This is a genomic window from Synechococcus sp. BL107 (genome assembly GCF_000153805.1).
Taxonomy (GTDB): Bacteria; Cyanobacteriota; Cyanobacteriia; order PCC-6307; family Cyanobiaceae; genus Parasynechococcus.
This window is the reverse complement of sequence record NZ_DS022298.1, coordinates 29701-54359: the sequence shown is the minus strand read 5'-3', so window position 1 is coordinate 54359 and position 24659 is coordinate 29701. Positions and strand designations below refer to the sequence as shown.

Sequence of the window (24659 nt, the reverse complement as noted above, 5' to 3'; positions counted from 1 at the left end):
TTCACGTAACAGCAACTTTCTTCACAGTTCGCATTGCCTAAGCCCACCGCCATTTTTGTTTGTCAAGCCTGTGGTGCGAAGGCGCGACAGTTCTTTGGACGTTGTCCTGAGTGCGGGAGTTGGAACTCCCTGGTTGAGCAATCCCAGCCATCCACCGATGGCCGCCGCCGCCGTGCTGCGCCCAATCAGGAGAGTGCTCCTTCCCCCCGACGTTCCACCGCGATGGCGTCGCTGGACGACCAACCTCTGCAGCGTTTGCAGACGGGATCGACTGAGTTTGACCGCGTTTTGGGGAGCGGTTTGGTGCCCGGGTCGCTTGTGCTCGTTGGAGGGGATCCAGGCATTGGCAAAAGCACCCTTCTTCTGCAAAGCGCTTCGGCCATGGCAGCTCACAGTTCTGTGCTCTATGTGAGTGCTGAGGAATCCGCGCAACAAGTGAAATTGCGTTGGCAGCGCTTGGCAGGGGAGACCTCCGATCTACAACTGCTGGCCGAGACCGATCTCGACTTGGTTTTGGAGGAACTTGAGGCCCTCCGCCCGGCGGTCGCGATCATTGACAGCATTCAGGCGTTGCACGACCCCAACCTCACCAGCGCCCCAGGATCCGTTGGTCAGGTACGGGAATGTGCTGCATCACTGCAGCGCTTGGCCAAGCGCCAGAACACGGCCCTTCTGTTGGTGGGACATGTCACGAAGGAAGGGATGTTGGCGGGTCCCAAGGTGCTTGAGCACTTAGTCGATGCGGTGCTCACTTTTGAAGGTGACCGATTTGCCAGCCATCGATTGCTACGTGCGGTGAAAAATCGTTTTGGTGCCACCCACGAATTGGGCTTGTTTGAGATGCAGGCAGGAGGTTTGGCGGAAGTGGGGAACCCCAGTGAGCTGTTCCTCAGTGATGCCCGTGCATCAGGGGTGGCCACCATCGTGGCCTGTGAGGGCACCCGGTCCCTGGTGGTGGATCTTCAGGCGTTGGTGAATGTCACCAGCTACGCCAGTCCACGCCGAACGGCTACGGGCATCGGCACCAATCGGTTGCACCAGATCTTGGCGGTGTTGGAGAAGCACATGGGTATTCCCCTGTCCCGTTTCGATTGCTATCTCGCCGTGGCTGGCGGTTTGGATGTGGAGGAGCCAGCTGCCGACCTTGGAGTGGCAGCTGCGGTTGTGGCGAGTTTTCGAGACCTCACCCTCCCCCCGGGAACCGTGTTGATCGGAGAACTCGGGTTGGGGGGGCAACTCAGACCAGTCGGTCAACTTGAACTGCGGTTGCAAGAAGCGGCTCGGCTGGGGTTCCGTCGGGCTGTGGTGCCGTCCGGCAGTGGTTTAGGGGCACTGGCTTCTGGGTTGGATCTGGCCTTGCTTGAGGCCGCCAATGTCACCGAGGCGCTTGTTTTAGCGCTCGGCGATGAGGTGCGGACTGACCAGAATTAGCCCTCTAGAAGTACACGTCGACGTTGCTGCGACCGGTGGATTTCAACCAGTTTTCGATATCGAGATAACCACCGGGATTGAGTCGTACCGCTTGAGTCCAGACGTCTGCAGCTTGGTCAAACCAGCGATCCGCATCATCCTGTTGACCACTTTCTTCAGCGATACGGCCCCACTTCTCAAAGATCAGCCCCATGTTTTTGAGGCATGAGGGTTGTTTTGGGTTTTCATCCAGAGCTTTCTGGTAGGTCTCGATCGCCCGTTCCTCCTCACCGTTCGACATGTAAATGATGGCCATGTTCTTGAGGGTTTCACCACGGTCGGTGGGGTCGGTTTCAAGCTTTAGGGCTTCGTCGTAGTTTTCAAGTGCTTCGGCATAGTCACCATCGTTTTGGGCGGACAGTCCGTCTCGGTAATAGACGTAGGCCTCTTTCGAGCGGGCATTGATCGGCAGCAGCTTGACGATTAAGTCCGCCATCACCGTGAAGCTTTTGTCGATGAAGTTGTCGTTGCGGTTGCTGCGGGGCACGGCGCGCCGGTTGATGTCACTCCATCCTGACGGGCCTGTCATCCGACCTAGCGTGGTCGTAACGATTGATCGCTTGTGAGTTCTGCGATGCAGACCGTCGTCCTGGATGTGGAAGGGATGAAGTGTGGCGGTTGCGTGTCCGCGGTTGAACGCACGTTGCTTGAGCAGCCGGGTGTGCAGCGGGCTGATGTGAACTTGGTCAGTCGTGCTGCTTGGCTGGATTTGGCTGAGTCAGACGGCAATGTCGACGATGTACTGGCAGCTTTGGCGGCGCGGGGATTCCCAGCCCGTGAACGTTCCTTGGAGTTTCAGCCGGGTCTTAACGGGACGACTGGATCCCCTGGCTTGAGTTGGTGGCGTCAGTGGCGTCAGTTGATGGTTGCGCTGGTGCTGCTGCTGCTGTCGGTGATGGGGCACCTCAGCGAAGCCGGTCAATTGTCGGTGCCGGTGATTGGCAGCCTTTCGTTCCACGCTGGCTTGGCGACGGTCGCCTTGTTTGGCCCAGGCCGCCAGATCCTGGTTGGGGGCATAAAAGCAGCCCGTGTCGGAGCCCCGAGCATGGACACCCTGGTGGGGCTGGGGGTGGGTAGCGCTTATCTGGCCAGCTTGGTGGCCTTGGTGTGGCCCAAGGTGGGTTGGCCGTGCTTTTTCAACGAGCCGGTGATGTTGCTGGGATTCGTGCTTTTGGGGCGCTTCCTCGAAGAACGGGCTCGTTTCCGAACGGGGCAGGCGTTGCAGCAACTAGCGCAATTGCAGCCCGAAACGGCTCGTTTGGTTTTGACGGATGGAGAGATTCGTGAGGTCCGAGTTGGTGCTCTGCGGCCAGGAGAACGTGTCCAGCTTTTGGCTGGAGATCGCATTCCTGTTGATGGAGTGGTTCGCGAGGGGCTTTCTGCGGTGGATGTTTCCAGCCTCACCGGAGAACCAATGCCCCTCCAAGTGGAACCTGGTACTGAACTGTCGTCCGGCAGTTTGAATTTGGAAGCGCCGCTTGTTCTTGAGGTGAGCAGGGTGGGTTCCGACACCGCTCTCGCTCGCATTATCCGGTTGGTTGAGCAGGCCCAGGCGCGTCGAGCACCCATTCAAGGGTTGGCGGATCGGGTAGCAGGACGGTTCTGCTACGGCGTGATGGCCTTGGCCCTTGCAACCTTTTTGTTTTGGTGGCTGTTTGGTGCGTCGCATTGGCCCCAGGTGTTGCAGGCCGATGCTCCAGGTCTGCCCCATGCCCATGGCATGGCTCACGGCATGGTCCATGGCGCTCAGTCCCATCACAGTGGATTGGGCAGTGGTGCCACCACGCCGATCGGCTTAGCGCTCCAACTCACGATTGCGGTGCTTGTGGTGGCATGCCCCTGTGCGTTGGGCTTGGCAACTCCCACCGTGATCACTGTGTCCACCGGTTTGGCAGCGCGACGCGGTTGGTTGTTTCGGGGTGGAGATGTGATCGAAACCGCAGCAGCCCTGGATCAGGTGGTCTTCGATAAGACCGGCACGCTCACGTTGGGGCGGCCGTTGGTCACCGACGTGTTTGGTGATGATCCCGATCGCTTGTTGCAGTGGGCCGCGAGCCTGGAGCAGAGCAGCCGCCATCCGCTGGCCTACGCGCTGCTGCAAGAGGCGCAACGGCGTGAATTGGCGTTGATCGATGCCACCCGTGTGTCCACAGTGTCTGGGGAAGGCCTTTGCGGTGAGCTGGATGGGGTGGCCGGTGACCTACGGGTTGGTAAGCCAGCTTGGTTGCAGAGTTTCGGTGTCGACTTCTCCGCTGCAGCAACGGCTTGGTTGGCCGCGGCTCAGGGATCGGTGGTCGCGGTTTCGGTTGGACAAGTTTTGGTCGGATTACTGCAAGTTGAAGACCAGCAACGGCCTGATGTAGCCCCGTCATTGGATCGGCTTCGTACCTCCGGTCTCAAGCTCGCCATCTTCAGTGGTGATCGTGAAGTGGCGGTACGTCGCCTCGGCGAGAGGCTGGGCTTTGCCGAAGCTGACCTGGGTTGGCAGATGCTTCCTCAACAGAAACTCGAGCGATTGGAGCAGCTCCGTCAAGAAGGGCGAGTGGCGATGGTGGGTGATGGCATCAACGACGCTCCTGCTTTGGCCGCGGCTGATTTGGGCATTGCCATTGGCACAGGAACACAGATTGCTCAAGACACCGCCGATCTTGTTTTGCTTGGCGATCGTTTGGACAACCTTCCTGAAGCGCTTTCATTGGCGCGGCGAACTCTGAATAAAGTCCGTCAAAACCTCTTTTGGGCTTTTGGGTACAACCTGATTGCTCTTCCCATTGCAGCCGGTGTGTTGCTGCCAAGTCAGGGTTTGTTGCTCTCCCCCCCTTTCGCGGCATTGTTGATGGCTTTGAGCTCGATCACAGTGGTGGTGAATGCTTTGGCATTACGGATATGACTGGCCGCTTCATCGTTCTCGACGGGATCGACGGTTGCGGTAAATCCACTCAGATTCGTCATCTAGCCCAATGGTTGCCGGCGAGTGGCCTAATGCCTTCCACGGCGCGATTGGTCTGTACCCGTGAGCCTGGCGGGACTCCCTTGGGTCAGTCGATTCGCGAGTTGTTACTGCACACCGAAGCTGATCAGGTGCCATCGGTGACAGCGGAGCTTCTTCTCTATGCCGCAGATCGTGCCCAGCACGTGGATTCGGTGATTCGACCGGCTCTTCTACGGGGGGATTGGGTGTTGAGCGATCGCTTCGCAGGATCCACTCTTGCTTATCAGGGCTATGGCCGCGGCTTGGATCGTCCGTTGATTACACGTTTGGAATCGATTGCGACCACTGGCTTAGAGCCAGATCTAACCGTCTGGTTGATGGTGCCCGTGGAGGTGAGTTTGCAGCGTCGTCATGGGGAGAAAGAGGATCGAATCGAAGCCGAGGGTCGTGCTTTTTTGCACCGCGTCGCTGATGGTTTTTCAGCCCTTGCTGAGCAACGCAATTGGTGTCGGTTGGATGCACAGCAGTCCGTGTCGCAACTCAGTCAGGAGTTGGAACAAATCTTGCGGGAGTCCTTGCAGTGAGTGCACTGTTTGATGGCTTGGTTGGGCAGCCGTTAGCTGTTCATTTGCTTGATGCGGCCCTTCAACACAAGCGTGTTGCTCCCGCTTATCTGTTCGCTGGGCCAGACGGGGTCGGGCGACGTTTAGCGGCGTTGCGTTTTCTAGAGGGAGTATTAAGTGAGGGTGCGGGTTGCGAGCGTGCGAGGCGTCGTCTTGAGGCGCGAAACCATCCTGACCTCGTTTGGATTGAGCCCACCTTTCAGCATCAAGGTCGGCTTCTCACGCGCGATGAGGCGGTGGAGGCTGGAGTGAGCCGACGAACACCACCACAGTTGCGGCTCGAGCAGATCCGTGGCGTCAGTCGTGCGCTTGCTCGTCAGCCTGTGGAATCCACCCGTGGAATGGTGGTGATTGAATCCGCTGAAGCCATGGCGGAAGCCGCGGCGAATGCTTTGCTCAAAACGTTGGAGGAGCCTGGGCACGGACTCTTGATCTTGCTAACGGCCGCTCCTGAGCGCCTTCTCAGCACAATCCGTTCGCGTTGCCAGTTGATCCGGTTTGTTCGGCTCGATGTTGCTTCGGTTGCTCAGGTCTTACATCGTTTGGATGCTGTCGAGCACGATCCGCCAGAGCTCCTGGCTATGGCGGCGGGTTCTCCTGGAGCACTTCTTGACCATCGGAGTCGCTGGGCTGCTCTTCCGACGGAGTTGATGCCTCGGCTACGGCAGTTGCCCAAAGAACCCATGCATGCCCTCGGTTTGGCACGCGACGTGTGCGAAGCGTTGGATGGCGAGCAGCAACTGTGGCTGATCGATTGGTGGCAACAAGCGTTATGGGCGGCTTCTGGAGATGTTCACTCCCTCAAACGGTTGGAGACATTACGGCGTCATTTGTTGTCGTTCGTACAACCAAGACTGGCCTGGGAAGTGGCGCTGTTGGATCTAACGACAGATGCAAACGCTGCTTTGGCTTAATAGTTTTATGCGGTTGCGCGGTCGCCCTGCTGTTTGCGCTCTTCCCGAGCAAGCGACACCACATCATCGAGTTGTCCACCGGAGGGAAGCTCTAGGCAATAACCCGCCCGATACACCGTTTTGATGAACCGAGGTTTGCGTGGATCGGGCTCGAGTTTGGTGCGTAGGTGTCGGACATGTACACGGATTGTTTCGATGTCGTCATCGGGTTCGTATCCCCAGACTTCCTTCAAAATCAATGATGGGGCCACAGTTTGTCCATGGCGCTGCAGGAGGCAATGCAGCAATTCGAATTCCAGATGAGTTAAACGAACTGGGCTGTCAAACCAGATCGCTTCAAATCTTTCAGGAACAAGGGTGAGAGGGCCGTAGCTGAGGATTTCGTTCTGATTGCTGGCTCCCAATGGAGCGCGATCACTGCGGCGGAGCAGAGCCTTGATACGAACTTGAAGTTCCTCAAGGTCGAAAGGTTTGGTGAGGTAATCGTCGGCACCGGAGTTGAAACCGCTCACTTTGTCTTTGGTTCCACCGAGAGCGGTGAGCATCAAGATTGGAATGCCTGCGGTGCGCTCGTCTCGACGCAAGCGTTGGCACAAAGTGAGGCCGTCCACTTTGGGCAGCATCAGATCAAGAAGGATTAAATCTGGGATGTATTGCAAAGCCAGCGCCTGCCCTTTGATCCCGTCGTCTGCGCGCTGAACGTCGAAGCCGCTGTGCTCTAAGTGGCCGCTTACCAGGTCGCGCATGTCCTGGTCGTCTTCGATCAACAGGATGCAGGGCTTCATCGGTTCGGCAGAGGAACAGTTGGAGGATTGAGAGCGTGGTTCGGATGGTTGAGCAACGCTGCGCAGATTCTCTCAAGCTTTTCTGGTTTCTGCAGATTTCAGTCGGATGCAGCTGTGTCTTGTTAGGAGATGAAAACCATTGCGCTGCAAAGCATATGGTCGTTTCTCCCCTTGGGCTCGCCGTCGGATCTGTTCAGGAAGTCTTCCGCTTCCAGCAACCAGCTGTCATGAAATTTCTTTTGCCGTCAATAAAAAAGCCACAGCGTGGGCTGTGGCTTACAAAAAACTCCCCGGGCGGGATTCGAACCTGCGACCAATCGATTAACAGTCGACCGCTCTACCGCTGAGCTACCGAGGAATGAGACTCGAAGAACTTACCTGTCAGACCTCCCAGACTGCAAGCGTTGGCGAAGTTCTCGCCCAGTGCTCCAAGGGCCAATGCGTCCATGGTCCATCTGCGCAGCGCCGTCCGCTTCATCGAGTTCCTCCAGTCGATGGGTAATCCAAAGGGCGGTGATCGGTCTTGTGGGGTGATGGCAAAGCGTGTGGACCGCCGTAAGGACGGTGCGCTGGCTTTGCGGGTCAAGCAGAGCGGTGGGTTCGTCTAGAAGGAGAAGTCCAGCATTGCTAGCCAGGGCGCCGGCGATGGCAAGCCGTTGTTTCTGCCCTCCGCTGAGGGTATGGATAGGCCGGGTTGCTAGGCCATGAAGCCCAAGTTGATCAAGGCAGGCTTCCACCTTCATCCGCCGTTGATCCATCGATTGATTCGATCCGATTCCTAATAAAACGTCGCTGCCACAACTCGGAAGGAGTAATTGGTGATCAGGATTTTGAAAAACCAGCGCAGCCCGTTGTTTGCATTCGATGGACCCAGCTTGCAGTTCAAGCAAGCCAGCGATCAGGCGAAATAACGTGCTTTTGCCGCTGCCATTGCTGCCCACCAACATCCAAAGGCCTGGCCTCTGGATTGTCAGGTTGCAGCGATTCAGAACAGGGTCACCGTTCTGCCAGCGATGGCTGACTGAATCGACATGAAGTTCGGCGTGTCCTTGATCAGGACTCAAGGGAGAAGCCAGGCCGTTTGCTGCCACCTGCTGCTGAAGCTTTCTCATAAAGCTGAACAGCGAGAACTTCACTGATGAGGAGCGAGGCTTTTTTCCCCTCTACTTTCTCGCAAGTGAGATCGATGAGGCGGGGCTGCCCGTGATCGATGGCTTGGCGAATCTCTTGATAAAGCGCCTCTGCATCGCTCGGTTCTTTTCGTTGCACAGACACTGGAATTGGGCTCATCCGAAGAGTTAGCTCGATGACGTACACAGCAATCCGTTCAATGTGTATGCATCTTCGCGAAGGGAGCGCAGCTTCGGCTGTTCATGCGTAGGCATTTTCACTTATCCCTACGAATCAGCGCAAAGAGCAGTCCCCATTTCGCATTTCTGCCCCTAGGCTCGCAGATGTAACGCTTCATGAAGCGCCTCTCTCATGACAATTGCTGTAGGACGCGCGCCTCAGCGGGGATGGTTTGACGTCCTCGATGACTGGCTCAAGCGCGACCGCTTCGTATTCATTGGCTGGTCTGGCCTTCTTCTGCTCCCGACGGCCTACATGGCTATCGGTGGCTGGCTGACCGGCACCACGTTTGTCACCTCCTGGTACACCCACGGCATCGCGTCGTCGTACCTCGAAGGTTGCAACTTTCTCACCGCTGCTGTTTCGACCCCCGCTGACGCGATGGGTCACAGCTTGCTGCTGCTCTGGGGCCCAGAAGCCCAGGGCGATTTCGTCCGCTGGTGTCAACTCGGCGGCCTCTGGGCTTTTGTTGCCCTGCACGGTGCTTTCGCACTGATCGGCTTCATGCTGCGTCAGTTCGAAATTGCTCGTCTCGTCGGCATTCGTCCTTACAACGCCATCGCCTTCTCCGGCCCGATTGCGGTGTTCGTCAGTGTTTTCCTGATGTACCCCCTCGGCCAGAGCAGCTGGTTCTTCGCGCCATCCTTCGGTGTGGCAGCGATCTTCCGCTTCCTCCTCTTCTTGCAGGGCTTCCACAACTGGACGCTGAACCCCTTCCACATGATGGGAGTGGCCGGCATCTTGGGCGGCGCTCTGTTGTGTGCGATTCACGGTGCAACCGTGGAAAACACACTGTTCGAGGATGGTGAGCAAGCGAACACCTTTAAGGCGTTCGAACCCACCCAGGAAGAAGAGACCTATTCCATGGTCACCGCCAACCGCTTCTGGAGCCAAATCTTCGGAATTGCGTTCTCCAACAAGCGCTGGCTGCACTTCTTCATGCTGTTCGTGCCAGTGATGGGCCTCTGGACTAGCTCCATCGGCATCATCGGTCTGGCCCTCAACCTGCGTGCCTATGACTTCGTGTCACAGGAAATCCGCGCTGCTGAGGACCCCGAATTTGAGACCTTCTACACCAAGAACATTCTTCTGAATGAAGGTCTGCGTGCCTGGATGGCACCGGCTGACCAGCCGCATGAAAACTTCGTCTTCCCTGAAGAGGTTCTGCCCCGCGGTAACGCTCTCTAATTAGATTTTTTCTTAACCTATAAAGTGCCTTGACAGGCACTTTTTTTATGGGCAAAAATATTTCAAGTCGTTCAATGATCTTCTCAACGCCTATATGGAAAAGCATTTATCCGCGTGCTAAGGAAGAAAACTCGCGTTTTGGTGAATTCCTATTAGATCAAATGGCCGATGCTGGTCTTGATAATACTTCACGATCTCTTGTGAATGGTTGGAAATCCGCTGAAATTGATGACTTGAGAGAGAATCCTCTTTGGGCGTCTTTGGGAGCTTTTGTTGCTGAGGTTTGTTCTGAAATTCTGTCTGTAAATATTAAAAGCCTGAGAGTACAAAGTTCAGGTGCAAATATTCAGGGATTTGGTGGATATAATACTGCCCATAATCATGCAAATGCGATACTGGCCAGTGTCTACTATATTTCTGCTCCTCCTGGAGCCGGGTCACTAGTTTTCCATGATCCGCGCTCTCAGGCTTTTTTTGCAAATCATTATGATTGCTTCCAGGGAAAAATTTTGGGCAGACAAAAGCTGGGCATTAAACCTGATTCGGGTTCATTATATATTTTCCCGGCATGGTTGATGCATGAAGTTGAGCAAAATAAGTCCAGAGATTTGAGGATCTCGATCCCAATAAATATCATGAATCAATAGCTTTTCCCTGTTACGGTTTAGTAATTTTTAATTTTGCGTGCCTGTGGTAAGACTCTTGACTTTAGTTTGCTTTAAATCTTATAATGGAAAAGGATCCCATCTTTTTGATAAAAATTTGCTTCGAGAATGTGCTCTTAGCTTTTGCTGGAAAAAACTAGATTTCAGCTCTATTTTAAAAAATTAGCTCAAGAATCATTGCACATGTTCAGATGTATATTGATACATCTAAATGGATGGCTCCATTCTTCTTGATTAAATAGTTTGCAAGGGCTATTAGGAACATGATGAGGCCTAGAAGCTCAAGTAATTCCTCTAGTCCTGTGATGGACCCGTACCAGATGCTATGCAATCGAATATTTCCAGATCGAACCAAATAACTGCCAACCACCTCCATTCCGACAGCACCGGTTAAAAAGATAGTGGCTGATTGCAGAAATTTTTGACGAGTTTGTTTTTTGAGAGAGCGTAAAAACTTGTTAAACCTCCAACCCAAGTAGATCACAAGTGCTGTGTAAGGTATCACCCAGGTTGATCCCAGCGCTGGGGATAGATAAGGCCTTAAGTCTGGGATGATGAAAATCTCATGAATTTGAAAGAGTTCATCGATTGCAAGAAAGATAAAAATCTTGCTAAGAAGTCCCCAGTCTTTGGATGTATGTTTTTCTGAGACTTTTTTGATTTCGTTCAGTGTGTATGCACAAGCCAGCATGATGCTGCTGGAAAATAAAGTCGGTATGTTGAACTCACGGTCCATGTTGAATGGAAGAAGCCAGTTTTTGTCGGCATCAAAGGCGTAGATGCCAACCTCACCCACTAGGTGTGCGGCAAAGAGAGTGCCGCTGATGGTCAGCAGAATGGCTCTGAGTTTGCGTGTCGTCATGGCCCCAGGGCAATCGGCGCGAAAGGCCCGTGTTTAAATCCAAGTTAAAGCTTGGTGCGTGGTGAATTCATGGGTGCGGGGATGAGTCGATCAGCTTTGGTGGAAGAGCGAAAGCATTTTTTGGCTCGATCATTGGGCATTTTTATTGCATTGTTGGGCCTTGCAATGCTTGGTGTTCTCGTGGCAAATGTGCTCGGGAATGGCACCGCAGGAGTGCGAAACGTTTCGTGGGCGCAAATTCTTCAGGGGTGCCTTGGGGCGCTATTTCTTGCGCTTGTGATTCGTGGGGATGTGGCGAGAGCTGTGTTGGCACTAGCGAATGACTCTGCCAAGCGACTTAATATATTTTTAATTCCCCTAATGATTTGGCCCTTCTTTCTGCTTTATAGGGTGCAGATCTCTGATCTGAAGAGCTATCTGAGGCGAATATCGGAAGGAAGTTTGGTGGAATGGTTGGGCTTTCTTCTCCTGCTGGCGGCTGCGTGCTTGTTGTGGAAAGCCGCTGTTCAGGCTTCTAGCAATGGATTGAAGCTGTTGATTCGATCTGGAAGCGTAGGTCTATTTGTCTTGTCGATGGAGGAGATGAGCTGGGGGCAGATGATTTTTAATTGGGGTACGCCAGCAACTTTAAATGAGCACAATGTTCAGCATGAAACCAATATTCATAATCTTTCTTTTTGGCACTCTCATACATGGACTGTCGCAGCCTGTGTGTTTACTCTTTTGTTCCTCCTTTCGGTTTGTGGATTTTTAGTTCGGTGCTCAGGCTCAATCCGATTGGGGTCTTGGATAGATGTCATTTTGCCCCTTGGTTGTACGGCTAGTTACTTCGGAGTTGCTGCTTTGATGTATTGGGGTGTGGTGGCTGAAAAAAATGGTATCGATCTGATTTATCTGCACACGAGAGAGCAGGAAATTGCTGAATTTTTATTTGCTGTTGGTGTGTTTATACATGTTGTTTATTTATATTTAAGTCAGCCTGATATGTCCTCCGTTGATTCCGTCTCTTCAGGTAATTAGAACGATCAAGTTCTCTAGTTGTCTTGGCAAAGGTTTGGCTTTGACATCAGGTCTCAAGGTTTAGAGGCGTTGGTCTTGGTCTCACCTTTTTGGCAAAGGCTCAGGTTTGAGGGCCAGGTTTGGCAGGTCCAGCCATTGGTTTGGGCTTGATTGAGGAGTGATCGTTGCACCCGCGCCGATGATCCCCAGCCTGGGTCCTTTGGATTCAGGAGCAGAACCGACCAGTTGGTGTCCGAGAGGGAGTGTTCGAACGATCGTTTTGGAAATGCGATTGTTTCGCGATGGCTGAGTTGGGGGACCAAATAACTGGTGGTGAGAACGGAATCGTTTTGTTGGATCAGTGAGATGGCATTTTTGACGTCCCCAACATCGGATTGGCGCTCAAGATATGGACCAGTGAAAAACCAAGGTTTTGCCAGGGCTAGCCAGCAGGCTGTTGCCCAAATCAAACCCCAAGTCGGAGTACCGCGACGAGAGGGTGATTGGAGCCCCCCTCGGATGGCTGCAACCACAGCAATCAGGGCCAAGGGCAAGCTGTAGTGGTGCACCAAGGTGCGATAACTGGCCGATGCTGAGAGCAGATTCACAAGTAGAAGTGGGCTTCCGATCAGCAAGGTTGATCGTGACGACCGGCGCCAAAGCCAGCCCAACGGCAGGCTGAGAATCAGCAGATAGAACGCGATTTCTCCCCACTCAAGGCTGCTGAGAAGGCTTAAAAATCCACCGCCGAGATGTCCGAACATGCGTTCGGCAGCCTTGGGTCCGCTCCCACCTCTGAGCAAGGGATAGAGGCCTTGGCTCAGGATCAATAGCCATCCGACGGATAGCCCTCCTGCTGCTGCGCACCAACGCCACCGTTGACGCCAGCCCAAGTCAAGGGCCATCCCGGCGATCACCAGGATGAGACCATCGCGGGCTCCCAGCATCAGTAAAAGCAGGGCCAACCAGAGCCGCGGTTTTGCGGCGCGTTCAGCCCAAAGCGCCAGGGCAAACGCAGGCATGACCCATGTTTCAGGGTGGAAATCAAACAGGATGGTGTTGAACACAACCGGCTGCAGCCACCAAAGTGCACAAGCGAGCCAACAGTGTTTGGGTGTGAGTCCCGCCTGCTGGCCAAGCCACCAAATTGGAATTGCGGTGAAGCTCAGGGCGATGGCTTGTGAGGCCAATAGCCAATGCACTCCAGGCAGAAGGCCATAGGCCGCCCCAGCTCCATAGAGCAGCCAGGCGCCGTGGTCCGCCAACACGTGCACGTGTTCCATGGATGACACAGGCTCGAGTCCACGCCCGATCAGCCAGACCCATTGATCAAAAAGTCCTAGGTCATAGGCATTGCTCTGCAGCAAGTCATGGCGCAGTGCAGAGCAACCCCAACCCAAAAAACCCAAGACGGCGGAACACCACCAAAGTGCTGCTGGGGTGCGGCGATGGGGCGTCAATCGCACTGCCAAAGCTGCCATCCACTATCGACGCTTGGATCATGCCGTCGACATCCAGATATTGGACGGTTGCTCACCACCCAATGTTCTCCATCTGGACGATCGTTTTGGCGAAATCGGCCGAGCTCCTTGTTGGCATACCAACCGAGCGAGGGACGGGTTGGCCCCTTCAGGAATACCTCAGCTTCTGAGGGCAAGGTTTTGATTGCTGCTGCCACAGGCCTGGGATCCCAGCTTTCATTGAGCTCCCACAACCAAAGTTGGCTGCTCCATAGAGCCAGTAGTGCTAACCCCCAGCCAACCACAAGAATCCCCAACCCTTGCAATCGACGCCGTCTTGCGTTGGCTTGCAGTGTCCATCCGCCCACTGCAATCCCAAGCCCTGCCAATCCAAGGCTGAGTCCTGGAACTGTGCTGCTTTGGTTGACGATCACAACGCAGCCGACGATGGCGAGAACGCTTCCCATCACCTGCCACGTTTGAGAAACCCAATGGGGCCGTCCTTGTTCCAGCAGCTTGTGCAGCCCTTCGGCACAAATCAAGGCAATTGGTGGCCATAAAAGATGGCTGTACCAGGGGAGCTGAGTGCGTAGAGGCAACACCATCACTGCGCTACCGACCAGTAGGACCAATTGCCAGCGGGCTGCGCTCTCGCGGCGATGGGCCCAAGTCCAGCCGATTCCAGCTGGTAGAAGCAGCAACCAGGGCCATCCACCTTCCAACAGTTCGACCCAGGGCGTCCACCAACCGAAGCCATCTCCCACCGTTGTGGTGAGTCGGGCCAAACCCTGTCCTCCCCACATCAAAAAAGCGTTGTCACCGCGAACGAACCAATGCCAAAGGTGCCAGCCCGCGCCGGGTAGGAGCCCAACGATGAATGCCCACCATCGGCGTCCTGTGGGGTGGAGGTGGATACCGCCTGCGAACAGGGCGATCACAGCGAATCCCAAAAGTGCGGGGGGCTTCAGTAGAAGGACGCCGCTACATGCCAAGCCTGCTGCTAACGCTCGACCGGACGACCGTCTGCAGCCAAGCCAGCCCCACCAGAGCAAAAGACTGCAGCTGATCAGGGTGCCATCGAGCATGGCGAGTCGTCCATGGCGAGCCATCGGCAACAGCGTCATCAGCACGAGTCCAGATAGCAGGGCGGATTGATCACGCCCCTGTCCCCCCAGGCTCCGTCGAAGCAACACGATCAAGGGGATCGCCAGGCTGGAGAAGAGGGCTGGTAACAGCCTTACAACGCTCTCCTGCTCACCCTTGGTTCGAATGAGTTGGCCCATCGGCCAATGCAGACCTGGGGGCTTGTTGAGATACGACCGCTCCCATTTCATCGGAAGCACTCCTGTGGTGGATCGCGCCACCGTCGCGACGCGTCCTTCATCCCAATCTCGGAGTGGCAGGTTGCCGAGACCCGGCAGCCAGAGGCAGAGAGTGATGATCCACAGAAGAACTGGTGTCAACCAGCGACGGCCTTGCTGCGGACGTTTCATCTCCTGGACACTTCCGTTAGTGTTCAAGTGTCCTGATCGCAGTGATGTGGTGGCATCTTCGGACCTTCGGGTTCTGGACACCACCGAATGCATCGCCGGCGCTCAACAATCCACTTAGGAGGAGGTGTCCATGATTTCCAGTTCTTTGATTCAGGGTCTGCTGATCGCGGAGAACGCCGGCTGAACGGCGCTTTCTGATTGATCATCCGGTTCCGCGACAAAAGCGGACCCGGCGAGAGCCCCCGGCCAGTTTCTGGTCGGGGGCATCGTTTTGTTTGCCTGTCAAGGTTTTGAGCGCCGTTTGGGGTCTTTGGGAAGTGGTGTCGCCAGAAGTTCGTTAAGGGCGCTTTCAAGCTTCAGGTTGTGGCTTGCTTCACGCTTGGTCGTCCGTTCCATCACAACGACGCCATCCTTCAAGGCTTGAACGCTGTAGGTGTCTCGGTTGTTTTCGATCCAGCGTTTGCTGTTGCGAAGTTGCTTCCAATCCCCCCGGAAAGCAACGCCATAGCGGTTTAAAAAATCAAGATCAACCGCGATCCAATCAACGGCTTTGATGGAACCTTCTCTGTCTTGATAGTCCGTGCTGAATGGAAAGCGCACCACCACCGACCGTCGAGCGAGCAGCGGAATTAGTGGTGTGTTCGCCGCAACAGAGGCCGTTGCAGGAATCACTTGCAGGGCGTCTCGAGCGGCTTTCCCGTGAGCCCACTGGTTTGACCAATCACTGTGAACCCACGGATCAATGCTGTCGGGGATCAAGACGGAAAGGCTTCTGTGGGGATTGCTGCTAATCGTTAGAAGTAGCGAGAGGGTTAACGCACAACCCCAGGCCAGACGAACCTTGGACCCAAGGTTTGGATTCGGCCGACGAGCCCACCAAAACAGGGCTCCTAGGGCAAACCCTGGCACCACAAGCAGGGTGTAGCGGATCGTGATCGATAAGGGATCGTTGGCCCCTTGGGCTAAGAAGAGGCCGAGCAGGCTGGGACCCGCCAACAGCGCTGTATCCAGGCTGATTAGGGGGATAAATAGAAAGGGCAGCCCTTGCCCGAGCAGATAAAGAAGGGTTTGACCTGGAGGGTCGACAAGCTGTTGAAGCAGCAGGGCGGGCTGGCTTAAAACCTGTCGCAGTGTTCCAAGGCTGCTACTCCCGCTTGCATGATCTTCACCGAGGTACTGACCAAAGTTCTCCACCATGAAGCGCTTGGCATTGTCGTCGGAGAACATCGGCATCAGCAGGTTGGTACAGGCCATTACCCAACCCCCACCCCAGGCGATGAAGGCCAAAGCCAGCGGCCAACGATGACGCTCACGCACCGCAAGCCAGGCTCCAATGGCGACCAAAAGCACGCCTGTGTCTTCACGGATTAGGGGCATTAATAGGGCAGAAAGCACAACCAACCACCGCCGCTTTTCCTGCAAGCCGAGCAGCAGTGCAAACACCGCCAAGGGCAACTGGCAGAGATCGGTGAAATTTCCCAGCGTTGGGCCGATTAAGGCATTGCCTGCGAAATAGCCGTAGGTGATCCAATGGGCTGTGCGTTCAGGCACGAGCTGATTGGCCAGCCGGTGAAGCACAAGTCCAGCCGCCGTGATCAGCCCTACCTGAACCAAGGGAAGGGCCGCTCCGCCGATGAGCCCCACCAAGGGCGCCCAAATCAACAAGGTTGGTGTGAAGTGTTGACCAAGACGTGCGTAGCCGACGGAAGGCACTGCGCCGTCGTGGATGACGTTGGTGGAGAGCTGAGAAGAAAGAGTGCTTTCAAGCCAGTGCCCATCAAGGCTGTTCCAAAGCACTTGTTGAAAAATTCCCTGGTCGTAGCTCGCGAGTAACACCCATGAACGCCAGCCCTGAAGCGCAAGCAGAGCCAAGGAAAACCCTGTCGCTACGAGAAGGATCCGGCGAGATACGAACGGCCGTTGAGGCACTGCGATCAGGGTGCGTACTTATTCAAATATTGTTGCCTGTGCAACTAAAAAGGTTCTTTTGATGCGACAAAGCCTTAGGTGCATGAAGTCAAGGGTTTTGAGCGGATAATGTTTGATTTGCTACCAAAGTTGCACGCTTTTCAAGCAATGAGTCCTGTAATTGTGCCCAATAGAGCCTCGCGATTTGTCCCAAATTCCCTGGCAATTTGTAGTCAAATGAACCAAGTCGCCTTTTTTCTGTCGTTTTCGATACCAGACATGGCCCCTTGTGTCACATCTTCTGCTGAAAGTTGATCATTGAAAGGATTAATGGTTGTGGGTATTAAGCCCACTTCCTGTGTGAGGAACTATTCAATGAAGCTTTTCCAGCAAATGCTGGTGGCTCCTGCCGCCCTGGGCCTTCTGGCCTCCGGCGCCAATGCCGCCGAGCTCAACATCAACGGCGTTTCTGACTACGCGGCTTCTGCCGATCAAGTCACCAGCGTTACCCAATTCTCCGACGTTTACCCAACTGACTGGGCCTATCAGGCGCTCAGCAACTTGGTTGAGCAGTACGGCTGCGTCGCTGGTTACCCCAACGGCACCTTCCGCGGCAACCGGGCGATGACCCGTTACGAGGCTGCAGCACTGCTGAACGCATGTCTCGACCGCATCACTGAAGTCACCGACGAACTGCGTCGCCTTCTTGAAGAATTCGAAACCGAGCTCGCCATCCTCCGCGGACGCGTTGACGGCCTCGAAGCTCGTGTTGGCGAACTGGAAGCAACCCAGTTCTCCACCACCACCAAGCTCAAGGGCACCACGCACTGGGTTCTTGGCGCTGCCAAGTACCACGGCGAAGGAAGCAAGGCCGAGGCAACTGCTAACGGTGGTACGTCCTTCAGCTACGACCTCCGTCTTGCTCTTGAGACCAGCTTCACCGGCAAAGACAGCTTGGTAACGCGTCTGCGTTCCGGCAACATGAATAACATCTTCGGTGGCGGTGGCGTAGGCCTGTTCGGCCAGGAGTACGGCGTGGATACAGGAAACGCTGTCGTCATCGACCGTTTGTTCTATAGCTTCCCCCTCGGTGACGAGTTCACCATCGTTGGTGGCCCTCGCGTCCGTATGGACAACATGCTGCCCGTATGGCCTAGCGCCTATCCGTCAGACATGACGATGGACTTCTTCACCTACGCCGGTGCACCTGGTGCCTACAACCTCGCCCTCGGCGGTGGTGCAGGTATCTACTGGCAAACCGAAGGTGGTTTCAGCATTTCCACCAGCTACCTCTCAACAGATGCTGAACTCAGTGACCCCAATGCTGGTGGTTTGCTGACGGATGCAGCAGGTACAAGCGCCACCACTCAGATCGCTTATGCGCCTGAGAATTGGGGTATTGCTGGTGCATTTACTTATGCATCCGGTGGTGAGGGCGGTGGTGCCCTTTATGGCGGTAATGGCACTCCTGGTGCTGTTGCTCTTTCTGGTTCCGGCAACACCTATAGCTACGGATTGAGCGCTTGGTGGATGCCTGAGGATTCTGGATTGATCCCTTCTATTAGCGCTGGTTGGGGCTTGACGGATATTCCTGATCCCGCCATCAGCGGGGTAAAGGACGCAACCACCCAGTCCTGGTATGTCGGCTTGGAATGGAGTGATGTGTTCGTTGAGGGCAACTCCCTCGGTATGGCGGTTGGTCAGCCCACCTTCATCTCCGACGTCGATACCAAGAAGGGTGTTGACGATTTCGTCGCTGGTTCAGGCTACGCCTGGGAATTCTTCTATAAGTTCCAGGTCACCGACAACATCACAGTTACCCCTGCCATCCACTACCTGAGCAAGCCTTACGCAAGCCAGGATTCCGATGGCCTCAACGCCATGAGCGGTCTGATCAAAACTACCTTCAAGTTCTGATCAACCCTCGTTGGGCAACTTCGGTTGCTCAGGCAGTTGGCCCGCAACGAACATCTTGAACGTTGCGGGCCTCTTTCAAAGAAAGACAACGGCTATGCATCAATTGATGCATAGCCGTTGTGCTTTCTGTCACATCCGTATTGGGTTATACCGTTCGGTTCTTCCACAATTCACATGTGGCGTAGTTGCGCCCATTTCCTGTGTGAGGAACTATTCAATGAAGCTTTTCCAGCAAATGCTGGTGGCTCCTGCCGCCCTGGGCCTTCTGGCCTCCGGCGCCAATGCCGCCGAGCTCAACATCAACGGCGTTTCTGACTACGCGGCTTCTGCCGATCAAGTCACCAGCGTTACCCAATTCTCCGACGTTTACCCAACTGACTGGGCCTATCAGGCGCTCAGCAACTTGGTTGAGCAGTACGGCTGCGTCGCTGGTTACCCCAACGGCACCTTCCGCGGCAACCGGGCGATGACCCGTTACGAGGCTGCAGCACTGCTGAACGCATGTCTCGACCGCATCACTGAAGTCACCGACGAACTGCGTCGCCTTCTTGAAGAATTCGAAACCGAGCTCGCCATCCTCCGCGGACGCGTTGACGGCCTCGAAGCTCGTGTTGGCGAACTGGAAGCAACCCAGTTCTCCACCACCACCAAGCTCAAGGGTGTCACCAACTGGGTTCTTGGCGCTGCCAAGTACCACGGCCAGGGCAGCAAGAACGCAGCTAAAAACAACGGCGGCACCTCTTTCAGCTACAACCTCGCCCTGAACCTGGAAACCAGCTTCACCGGTAAGGATTTGCTGTATACGCGCCTGCGTTCCGGCAACATGAACAACATCTACGGCGGTAACGGCGTAGGCCTGTTCGCTCAGGAGTATGGCTTCGACTCTGGCAACACTGTCAAAGTCAACCGCCTGTACTACAGCTTCCCCGTTGGTGACGAGTTCACCATTGTTGGTGGCCCTGTTGTGCGTATGGACGACATGCTGCCCGTGTGGCCTAGCGCCTATCCGTCAGACATGACGATGGACTTCTTCACCTATGCAGGTGCGCCTGGTGCTTACAACCTGACCCTCGGCGGTGGTGCAGGTGTCTACTGGCAGACCGAAGGTGGTTTCAGCATTTCTACCAGCTACATCTCGACTGATGGAAATCTGAGCGACCCCAACGTTGGTGGTGTTGCTACCGATGCTGCTGGTACTAGTGCAACTACCCAGATTGCCTATGCACCAGAGGGTTGGGGCCTTGCTGCTGCCTATACCTACGCTTCGGGCGCTGAAGGTGGTGGAGCTCTTTATGGCGGTAATGGCACTCCTGGTGCTGTCGCCATCTCCCAGTCCGGCAACACCAATAGCGTTGGCTTGAGCGCCTGGTGGACACCCGAAGATTCTGGTTGGATTCCTTCAATCTCCACTGGCTGGGGCTTAACGGATGTCTCAAACAGCAATCTGTCTGGAGTTCGCAGCGCTACCTCCCAGTCCTGGTACGTCGGACTTGAGTGGAGCGACGTATTCATCGAAGGTAATTCCTTCGGTATGGCCGTCGGTCAGCCCACTTTCATCACCGATATTGATGTCAAGGGTCGCAAAAACGAGAGCGATTACATCGCTGGATCTGGCTACGCTTGGGAATTCTTCTACAAGTTCCAGGTCACCGACAACATCACGGTTACCCCTGCAGTCCACTACCTGAGCAAGCCTTACGCAGGCCAGGATTCCGATGGCCTCAACGCCATGAGCGGCCTGATCAAAACCACCTTCAAGTTCTGATCAACCCTCGAAGGGCAACTTTGGTTGCCCTCACGTTGTTCCAAACCCCCCACTTCGGGGGGTTTTTTTATGGTGTACGAGACCACAAGCTGCCTCCATGGCGATCGCTGCAGATATCACGGCTTTGATCGGCGGAACACCGTTGGTTCGGCTGAATCGTCTGCCTCAGGCCTGCGGTTCACAAGCTGAGATTCTGGCCAAATTGGAGAGTTTCAATCCTTCGGCTTCAGTGAAGGACCGCATCGCTAGCGCCATGGTGCTTGAGGCGGAGCAGGCCGGCACGATCGCCCCTGGCCGCACTGTGCTGGTAGAGCCCACAAGTGGTAATACCGGTATTGCCCTGGCGATGGTGGCTGCCGCAAGGGGGTACCGCTTGATTCTCACCATGCCCGAATCGATGAGTACCGAGCGTCGAGCGATGCTCCGCGCCTATGGCGCTGAGTTGCAGCTCACCGATGGATCGGAAGGGATGAGGGGTGCGATTGCTTTAGCTAAAGACCTCGTGGCTGAGATTCCCGAGGCCTATCTGCTTCAGCAGTTTGATAATCCCGCCAACCCAGCAGTGCATGAGCGCACCACAGCGGAGGAGATTTGGACCGACTGTGATGGGGCGCTCGATGTTCTTGTTGCCGGTGTAGGTACCGGAGGCACAATTACCGGCTGCGCCCGCGCTTTGAAGCAGAGAAATCCTCAGTTGCAAGTAGTGGCAGTGGAGCCAGAGGCGAGTCCGGTGTTGTCTGGCGGGTCGCCTGGGGCCCATCGGATCCAGGGCATTGGGGCTGGTTTTGTCCCCGAGGTTTTGGACTTCGATCTCATTGATTTGGTCGTCACCGTGAGCGATGACGACGCCATGGAGATGGGGCGACGGTTGGCGAGAGAGGAAGGTTTGCTCTGCGGAATAAGCAGTGGTGCAGCCATCGCAGCTGCTCTTCAGTTGGCGCAACAACCAGCGATGGCCAACAAGCGAATGGTGGTGATCCTGGCCAGTTATGGCGAGCGATATTTATCCACGCCGATGTTTAGTCGGGGCTCAGTTCTGCCAGCGCGACGCGATGGACAGGTGTAAGGACTGAACGATGAATGATCCCTACACGGTGCTCGAAGTCAGCAGTCATGCATCAGCGGCCGAAATCAAGGCTGCTTATCGACGCTTGGTGAAACAGCACCACCCGGATGCGGGTGGCGATGATCAACGGATGTTGGCGCTGAACGCTGCCTGGGAGGTTTTGGGCGATCAAGACCGTCGCCGCAAGTTTGATCGCACTCGGATTTCTCCACCCTCAGCATCCCGACAACCTGATCTTCGTCGAGCCAGATCGGCCCACAATCATTCGGTTGCGGCAGACGATGCTTTGGTGGAATGGCTGCGTCGGGTGTATGCCCCGATTGATCGCATGATCGGAGAGGTGATCAATCCCTTTCCTGCGCAGTTCAAGGCGTTGTCGGCAGACCCCTATGACGACGAGCTGATGGAGGCCTTTTGCAGTTACTTAGAAACCAGTTCCCGCAAGATGGAACGGGTGAAGACGTTATTTCAGTCGCTACCAACCCCGGCTTCGGCGCGTGGCTTCGGTTTGAGTGTTTATCACTGTTTATCGGAGGTGGAGGATGCCCTGGCTGAACTCGAGCGCTACACGATGGGGTACGTGGACAATTACCTCCACGATGGTCGCGAGATGCTGAGGGAAGCCAAACAGCGCCGAAAACGGCTGCAGGACGAACGTCGGCGCCTGGACATTCTGTGAGCCAGCGTTGCCGCTTTTGGGGAGGAGTGGCCCTGATTTGGCTCCTTGCCACCCTGGCGGATCGGCTGTGGTGGACTTTGCAGGGTGGCGTTCCCGCCTGGGACCAGGCTGACTATCTCAACAGCGCCCTGGATCATGGTCGTGCGCTCGGACTGCTTCCTGGAGGTGGCTGGCAAGGGTGGAATGCGCTGTTGGATCTGTCGCCAAAAATTCCACCTCTCGCGTCCTTGGTGAACGGCAGCGTGATGGCAGTGAGCGGCGGAGCACCTGATCAGGCGGCGTGGAGTCTCAGCCTTTGGCATGGCCTGCTCTTGATCGCTGTTGCGGGGTGGGGCCGTCGTTTGTATGGCCCAGGTTTTGCTTGGCTGGCCTGCGGACTCATCGCAATGGTTCCAGCGTTCCTGGAGCTGCGAACGGATTACGTCTTAGAGATGCCACTCACAGCTGTTTGCACCTTGGCGCTTTGGCGGCTGGATGTGTGGTGTGACCCCTCCGGCGGAGGGCGTTGGAACCAGGCATGGGGTTGCACGCTTGCCGCCTTGGCGGCGTTGTTGGTGAAGCAAAGCGCTTTTCTGGTGCTCACCCCTGCTGGCCTGGGTGCCTTGTATGTCGTGTTCCGTCGTCGGGGCCACTGGTTGCGGCAAGCCATGCTTCTGCCGTTGATGGGTGCGGCCCTGCTCGGACCGTGGTTGCGTCATAACTGGATTACGAGCTTGGGAGGTACCAATCGAGCCGTGTTCGAATCGGCTGTGCGGGAGGGGGATCCCGGCGTTCTTAGTTGGGCGAGTTGGCTCTGGTATCCCCGCTTACTGCCGGAGCAGCTCGGGGTGGTGCTCCTCGCTGTTGGTGTCTCCGGACTGATGCTCTGGTGGCTCCGCCGCCATGATCCCAGTACAGATCGCACTTGGTCTTGGCGCTGGCTGGTGATCAATCTTTTGGCAGCTTGGATCCTCACCACGTTGAGTCCGAACAAAGGAGACCGCTACATCGCTCCGCTGTTGCCCATGCTGGTGCTGTTGTTGGCCCGTGGTTGGTGGCAGTGGGGCCTTTGGTGGCAGCACAAGGGCCTCCGTTGGATGCGTCCATGGCTAGCGGCAGGCTTGCTGGCATGTACTCCAGCCGGTTTTTCAACCCAGCTGGAACGCTTGGGGGATCGCCCTCGGGGTCCCCTTGAGGCGCTGGTGGATGCCGCAGGTGGTGCTGACGCTGCAGTGCCAGCGCGCACTTTGATTGTGGTGCCGAGTACGCCAGATCTCAACCAGCACAACGTGTCTTACTACGGCCGTCGCCATGGAGGGCATGTGGTGGGTCGCCAATTGGGGGGCAATGATGCAGACCGCGACCCTGTGTTGGCACGAGCTGACTGGGTTGTCCTCGCTGAAGGCGATCAGGGTTCGGTCCGGAAGGCTGCCCGTCGTCTCGATCGCGCCGTCCGTCGTAGTGGTGTCTTCGAGCAGGTGGAGCAATTTCAGCGCCCCCAAGGAGGGAGTTATTCCCTATGGCGTCGGCGCGGCAACCAGCCTGTGAGCGGGCCAAGTTTTGCCGAACGTTTTCCACAGCTTGCCCTCGGCATGGCCAAGGGACCTGCGGGTCTCGATCCTGTTTTCAGCGCCGTTGCGCTGGAACACATGCTGGATGGCCATTTCAGTTATCGACAGCCGGTGTTCCTTGAGGCGACCCGGCGCTTAAAGATCAATCCCAAGGATCAACAAGCTCGTTGGACCCTGGCCTTACTGGCCGTCTTGGCGAATCGGCCGAATGAGGCTTCAGAGCAATTTGCTCAGCTTCAGACGCTGATCCCTGAGAACCCCTGGCCTGCGGCGTACCGCAGCGTTGTGAATCTCGCTGGATGGAATCCATGGGCGGCAATGTCTGTCGCTGACAGCGCCGTAAAACAGCACCAGGAACCTGTGCTCCGGGCCCTCGGTGATCTGAGCGGTGTGTTGTCCGGAGCTGTTTGGAGATTTCCCGCTGCTTTGAACAGTGTTCCCGCCGCTGTGACGTCCGTTGAAGCGGGCTTGGAGAGCTCCGATCAGGAGTAGGCCTCTAACTGATCCATGCGTAGCCATACGTCCGGTACGGGGCGATTCCAGCGCACTTGTCCGTAGTCACCCTTCACGACAAGCAGTTCTCCAGGACCATCAAAGATGTAGTCCGGTGGTGTGGGATCACTGGCAGCAGCTTCGATGCTGGCGGAATAGGCCTTCCGGTTCACTTTCACCAGCGCACCTTTTCGTAGGGCTGCCGGTTTGGCTTTCGCGGGTGCGCTGGTGTCGGAGTCGGCCATTTCAGGTCCAGAAGACATCAGCAGGCTAAAACCAACGGGATGAAGCCACCAACCCTGTGCACGATCACTTAGCCCTCTACTTGATGGCATTTGGCGGTCTGCTCTTGGCGGCAGTGCTGCTTGATGACCTGGCTGATCGCGTCAAATTGCCAGGAATTCTTCTGGTGTTGGCCTTGGGATTGCTGGTCGACAACGACTTGCGCTCGACCAGTGAGCCATTGCTGTCGCTCGTCCGGGCGGATCGGATCACCCAGTCGGCTTTGATTCTGGTGCTCTTTTTTTGGAGGGCTCACCAC

The 24659-nt window shown here is 55.8% G+C and carries 22 protein-coding genes and 1 tRNA gene; 12 read left to right on the top strand and 11 right to left on the bottom strand.

Features of this window, described 5'->3' with window-relative positions:
- The first annotated feature begins 33 nt into the window (after positions 1–33).
- On the top strand, positions 34–1431 hold the full coding sequence (gene radA, locus BL107_RS00280) for a DNA repair protein RadA (protein ID WP_037987799.1): 1398 nt from the start codon (positions 34–36) through the stop codon (positions 1429–1431).
- 4 nt (positions 1432–1435) lie between these two features.
- Here the strand turns inward: radA and BL107_RS00275 are convergent, their stop codons facing one another.
- Entirely contained in the window at positions 1436–1999 is a 564-nt protein-coding gene (locus BL107_RS00275) for a photosystem I assembly protein Ycf3 (protein WP_011359140.1), read from the bottom strand.
- A gap of 45 nt (positions 2000–2044) precedes the next feature.
- On the opposite strand from BL107_RS00275, the gene BL107_RS00270 reads away from it, so the two are divergent.
- From BL107_RS00270 to BL107_RS00260, 3 genes are read left to right on the top strand one after another with little or no spacing between them, the layout of a single operon-like run.
- Positions 2045–4360, top strand: a complete 2316-nt coding sequence (locus BL107_RS00270) for a cation-translocating P-type ATPase (protein ID WP_009788245.1) — start codon at positions 2045–2047, stop codon at positions 4358–4360.
- Positions 4357–4986: a dTMP kinase gene (gene tmk, locus BL107_RS00265; RefSeq protein ID WP_009788244.1), complete on the top strand. Its 630-nt coding sequence runs from the start codon at positions 4357–4359 to the stop codon at positions 4984–4986. The genes BL107_RS00270 and tmk overlap by 4 nt, the downstream gene beginning before the upstream one ends.
- The gene (locus BL107_RS00260; protein WP_009788243.1) at positions 4983–5939 is read left to right on the top strand and encodes a DNA polymerase III subunit delta'; all 957 of its coding nucleotides are present in this window, start codon (positions 4983–4985) and stop codon (positions 5937–5939) included. The genes tmk and BL107_RS00260 overlap by 4 nt, the downstream gene beginning before the upstream one ends.
- A 5-nt stretch (positions 5940–5944) precedes the next feature.
- Here BL107_RS00260 and BL107_RS00255 read toward each other — a convergent pair whose 3' ends face one another.
- The 4 genes from BL107_RS00255 to BL107_RS00240 all read right to left on the bottom strand — a co-directional run bounded on the left by BL107_RS00255 (position 5945) and on the right by BL107_RS00240 (position 8041).
- Positions 5945–6724: a response regulator transcription factor gene (locus BL107_RS00255; RefSeq protein ID WP_009788242.1), complete on the bottom strand. Its 780-nt coding sequence runs from the start codon at positions 6722–6724 to the stop codon at positions 5945–5947.
- Positions 6725–7010: 286 nt separating this feature from the next.
- Positions 7011–7082: transfer RNA gene (locus BL107_RS00250), tRNA-Asn, on the bottom strand.
- Between the two features lie 16 nt (positions 7083–7098).
- On the bottom strand, positions 7099–7788 hold the full coding sequence (locus BL107_RS00245) for an ABC transporter ATP-binding protein (RefSeq protein ID WP_009788241.1): 690 nt from the start codon (positions 7786–7788) through the stop codon (positions 7099–7101).
- The gene (locus tag BL107_RS00240; protein WP_037987794.1) at positions 7778–8041 is read right to left on the bottom strand and encodes a hypothetical protein; all 264 of its coding nucleotides are present in this window, start codon (positions 8039–8041) and stop codon (positions 7778–7780) included. Before BL107_RS00240 ends, BL107_RS00245 begins: the two co-directional genes overlap by 11 nt.
- Positions 8042–8206: 165 nt before the next feature.
- On the opposite strand from BL107_RS00240, the gene psbD reads away from it, so the two are divergent.
- Positions 8207–9262: a photosystem II D2 protein (photosystem q(a) protein) gene (gene psbD / locus BL107_RS00235; RefSeq protein WP_009788239.1), complete on the top strand. Its 1056-nt coding sequence runs from the start codon at positions 8207–8209 to the stop codon at positions 9260–9262.
- Positions 9263–9291: 29 nt separating this feature from the next.
- On the top strand, positions 9292–9909 hold the full coding sequence (locus tag BL107_RS11985) for a TIGR02466 family protein (protein WP_156779348.1): 618 nt from the start codon (positions 9292–9294) through the stop codon (positions 9907–9909).
- A gap of 205 nt (positions 9910–10114) precedes the next feature.
- Here the strand turns inward: BL107_RS11985 and BL107_RS00225 are convergent, their stop codons facing one another.
- Positions 10115–10789, bottom strand: coding sequence for a hypothetical protein (locus BL107_RS00225; RefSeq protein WP_009788237.1), 675 nt, complete (start codon positions 10787–10789; stop codon positions 10115–10117).
- A gap of 69 nt (positions 10790–10858) precedes the next feature.
- Here BL107_RS00225 and BL107_RS00220 point away from each other — a divergent pair, with 69 nt between their 5' ends.
- Positions 10859–11809 (top strand): hypothetical protein, encoded by a 951-nt coding sequence (locus BL107_RS00220; protein WP_009788236.1) that lies wholly within the window; start codon positions 10859–10861, stop codon positions 11807–11809.
- Between the two features lie 53 nt (positions 11810–11862).
- Here BL107_RS00220 and BL107_RS00215 read toward each other — a convergent pair whose 3' ends face one another.
- The 3 genes from BL107_RS00215 to BL107_RS00205 form a co-directional block, all read right to left on the bottom strand.
- Positions 11863–13260 (bottom strand): DUF2079 domain-containing protein, encoded by a 1398-nt coding sequence (locus BL107_RS00215; protein WP_037988602.1) that lies wholly within the window; start codon positions 13258–13260, stop codon positions 11863–11865.
- Positions 13245–14741, bottom strand: a complete 1497-nt coding sequence (locus BL107_RS00210; RefSeq protein WP_009788234.1) for a glycosyltransferase family 39 protein — start codon at positions 14739–14741, stop codon at positions 13245–13247. The genes BL107_RS00215 and BL107_RS00210 overlap by 16 nt, the downstream gene beginning before the upstream one ends.
- 282 nt (positions 14742–15023) lie before the next feature.
- The gene (locus BL107_RS00205) at positions 15024–16670 is read right to left on the bottom strand and encodes a DUF2079 domain-containing protein (RefSeq protein WP_037987792.1); all 1647 of its coding nucleotides are present in this window, start codon (positions 16668–16670) and stop codon (positions 15024–15026) included.
- Between the two features lie 354 nt (positions 16671–17024).
- On the opposite strand from BL107_RS00205, the gene BL107_RS00200 reads away from it, so the two are divergent.
- The 5 genes from BL107_RS00200 (at position 17025) to BL107_RS00180 (ending at position 24118) form a co-directional block, all read left to right on the top strand.
- Positions 17025–18566, top strand: coding sequence for an iron uptake porin (locus tag BL107_RS00200; protein ID WP_009788232.1), 1542 nt, complete (start codon positions 17025–17027; stop codon positions 18564–18566).
- Positions 18567–18783: 217 nt separating this feature from the next.
- Positions 18784–20331, top strand: a complete 1548-nt coding sequence (locus BL107_RS00195; RefSeq protein ID WP_009788231.1) for an iron uptake porin — start codon at positions 18784–18786, stop codon at positions 20329–20331.
- A 97-nt stretch (positions 20332–20428) separates the two neighbouring features.
- The gene (cysK, locus tag BL107_RS00190) at positions 20429–21397 is read left to right on the top strand and encodes a cysteine synthase A (RefSeq protein WP_009788230.1); all 969 of its coding nucleotides are present in this window, start codon (positions 20429–20431) and stop codon (positions 21395–21397) included.
- Positions 21398–21407: 10 nt separating this feature from the next.
- The gene (locus BL107_RS00185) at positions 21408–22076 is read left to right on the top strand and encodes a J domain-containing protein (RefSeq protein ID WP_009788229.1); all 669 of its coding nucleotides are present in this window, start codon (positions 21408–21410) and stop codon (positions 22074–22076) included.
- On the top strand, positions 22073–24118 hold the full coding sequence (locus BL107_RS00180) for a glycosyltransferase family 39 protein (RefSeq protein ID WP_037987789.1): 2046 nt from the start codon (positions 22073–22075) through the stop codon (positions 24116–24118). The genes BL107_RS00185 and BL107_RS00180 overlap by 4 nt, the downstream gene beginning before the upstream one ends.
- Here BL107_RS00180 and BL107_RS00175 read toward each other — a convergent pair.
- Together BL107_RS00175 and BL107_RS13300 are read right to left on the bottom strand one after the other, a co-directional pair.
- Positions 24109–24363: an NAD(P)H-quinone oxidoreductase subunit O gene (locus BL107_RS00175; protein ID WP_009788227.1), complete on the bottom strand. Its 255-nt coding sequence runs from the start codon at positions 24361–24363 to the stop codon at positions 24109–24111. The two genes, BL107_RS00180 and BL107_RS00175, sit on opposite strands and share 10 nt — an antisense overlap.
- 68 nt (positions 24364–24431) lie before the next feature.
- The gene (locus BL107_RS13300; protein ID WP_369791558.1) at positions 24432–24659 is read right to left on the bottom strand and encodes a hypothetical protein; all 228 of its coding nucleotides are present in this window, start codon (positions 24657–24659) and stop codon (positions 24432–24434) included.

Bases quoted from the DNA above. Each gene is read 5' to 3' on its own strand.
- BL107_RS00275 (WP_011359140.1), bottom strand. From the start codon at position 1,999: ATGACAGGCCCGTCAGGATGGAGTGACATCAACCGGCGCGCCGTGCCC.
- BL107_RS00270 (WP_009788245.1), top strand. From the start codon at position 2,045: ATGCAGACCGTCGTCCTGGATGTGGAAGGGATGAAGTGTGGCGGTTGC.
- tmk (WP_009788244.1), top strand. From the start codon at position 4,357: ATGACTGGCCGCTTCATCGTTCTCGACGGGATCGACGGTTGCGGTAAA.
- BL107_RS00255 (WP_009788242.1), bottom strand. From the start codon at position 6,724: ATGAAGCCCTGCATCCTGTTGATCGAAGACGACCAGGACATGCGCGAC.
- psbD (WP_009788239.1), top strand. From the start codon at position 8,207: ATGACAATTGCTGTAGGACGCGCGCCTCAGCGGGGATGGTTTGACGTC.
- BL107_RS00225 (WP_009788237.1), bottom strand. From the start codon at position 10,789: ATGACGACACGCAAACTCAGAGCCATTCTGCTGACCATCAGCGGCACT.
- BL107_RS00220 (WP_009788236.1), top strand. From the start codon at position 10,859: ATGGGTGCGGGGATGAGTCGATCAGCTTTGGTGGAAGAGCGAAAGCAT.
- BL107_RS00210 (WP_009788234.1), bottom strand. From the start codon at position 14,741: ATGAAACGTCCGCAGCAAGGCCGTCGCTGGTTGACACCAGTTCTTCTG.
- BL107_RS00200 (WP_009788232.1), top strand. From the start codon at position 17,025: ATGAAGCTTTTCCAGCAAATGCTGGTGGCTCCTGCCGCCCTGGGCCTT.
- BL107_RS00195 (WP_009788231.1), top strand. From the start codon at position 18,784: ATGAAGCTTTTCCAGCAAATGCTGGTGGCTCCTGCCGCCCTGGGCCTT.
- cysK (WP_009788230.1), top strand. From the start codon at position 20,429: ATGGCGATCGCTGCAGATATCACGGCTTTGATCGGCGGAACACCGTTG.
- BL107_RS00185 (WP_009788229.1), top strand. From the start codon at position 21,408: ATGAATGATCCCTACACGGTGCTCGAAGTCAGCAGTCATGCATCAGCG.
- BL107_RS00175 (WP_009788227.1), bottom strand. From the start codon at position 24,363: ATGGCCGACTCCGACACCAGCGCACCCGCGAAAGCCAAACCGGCAGCC.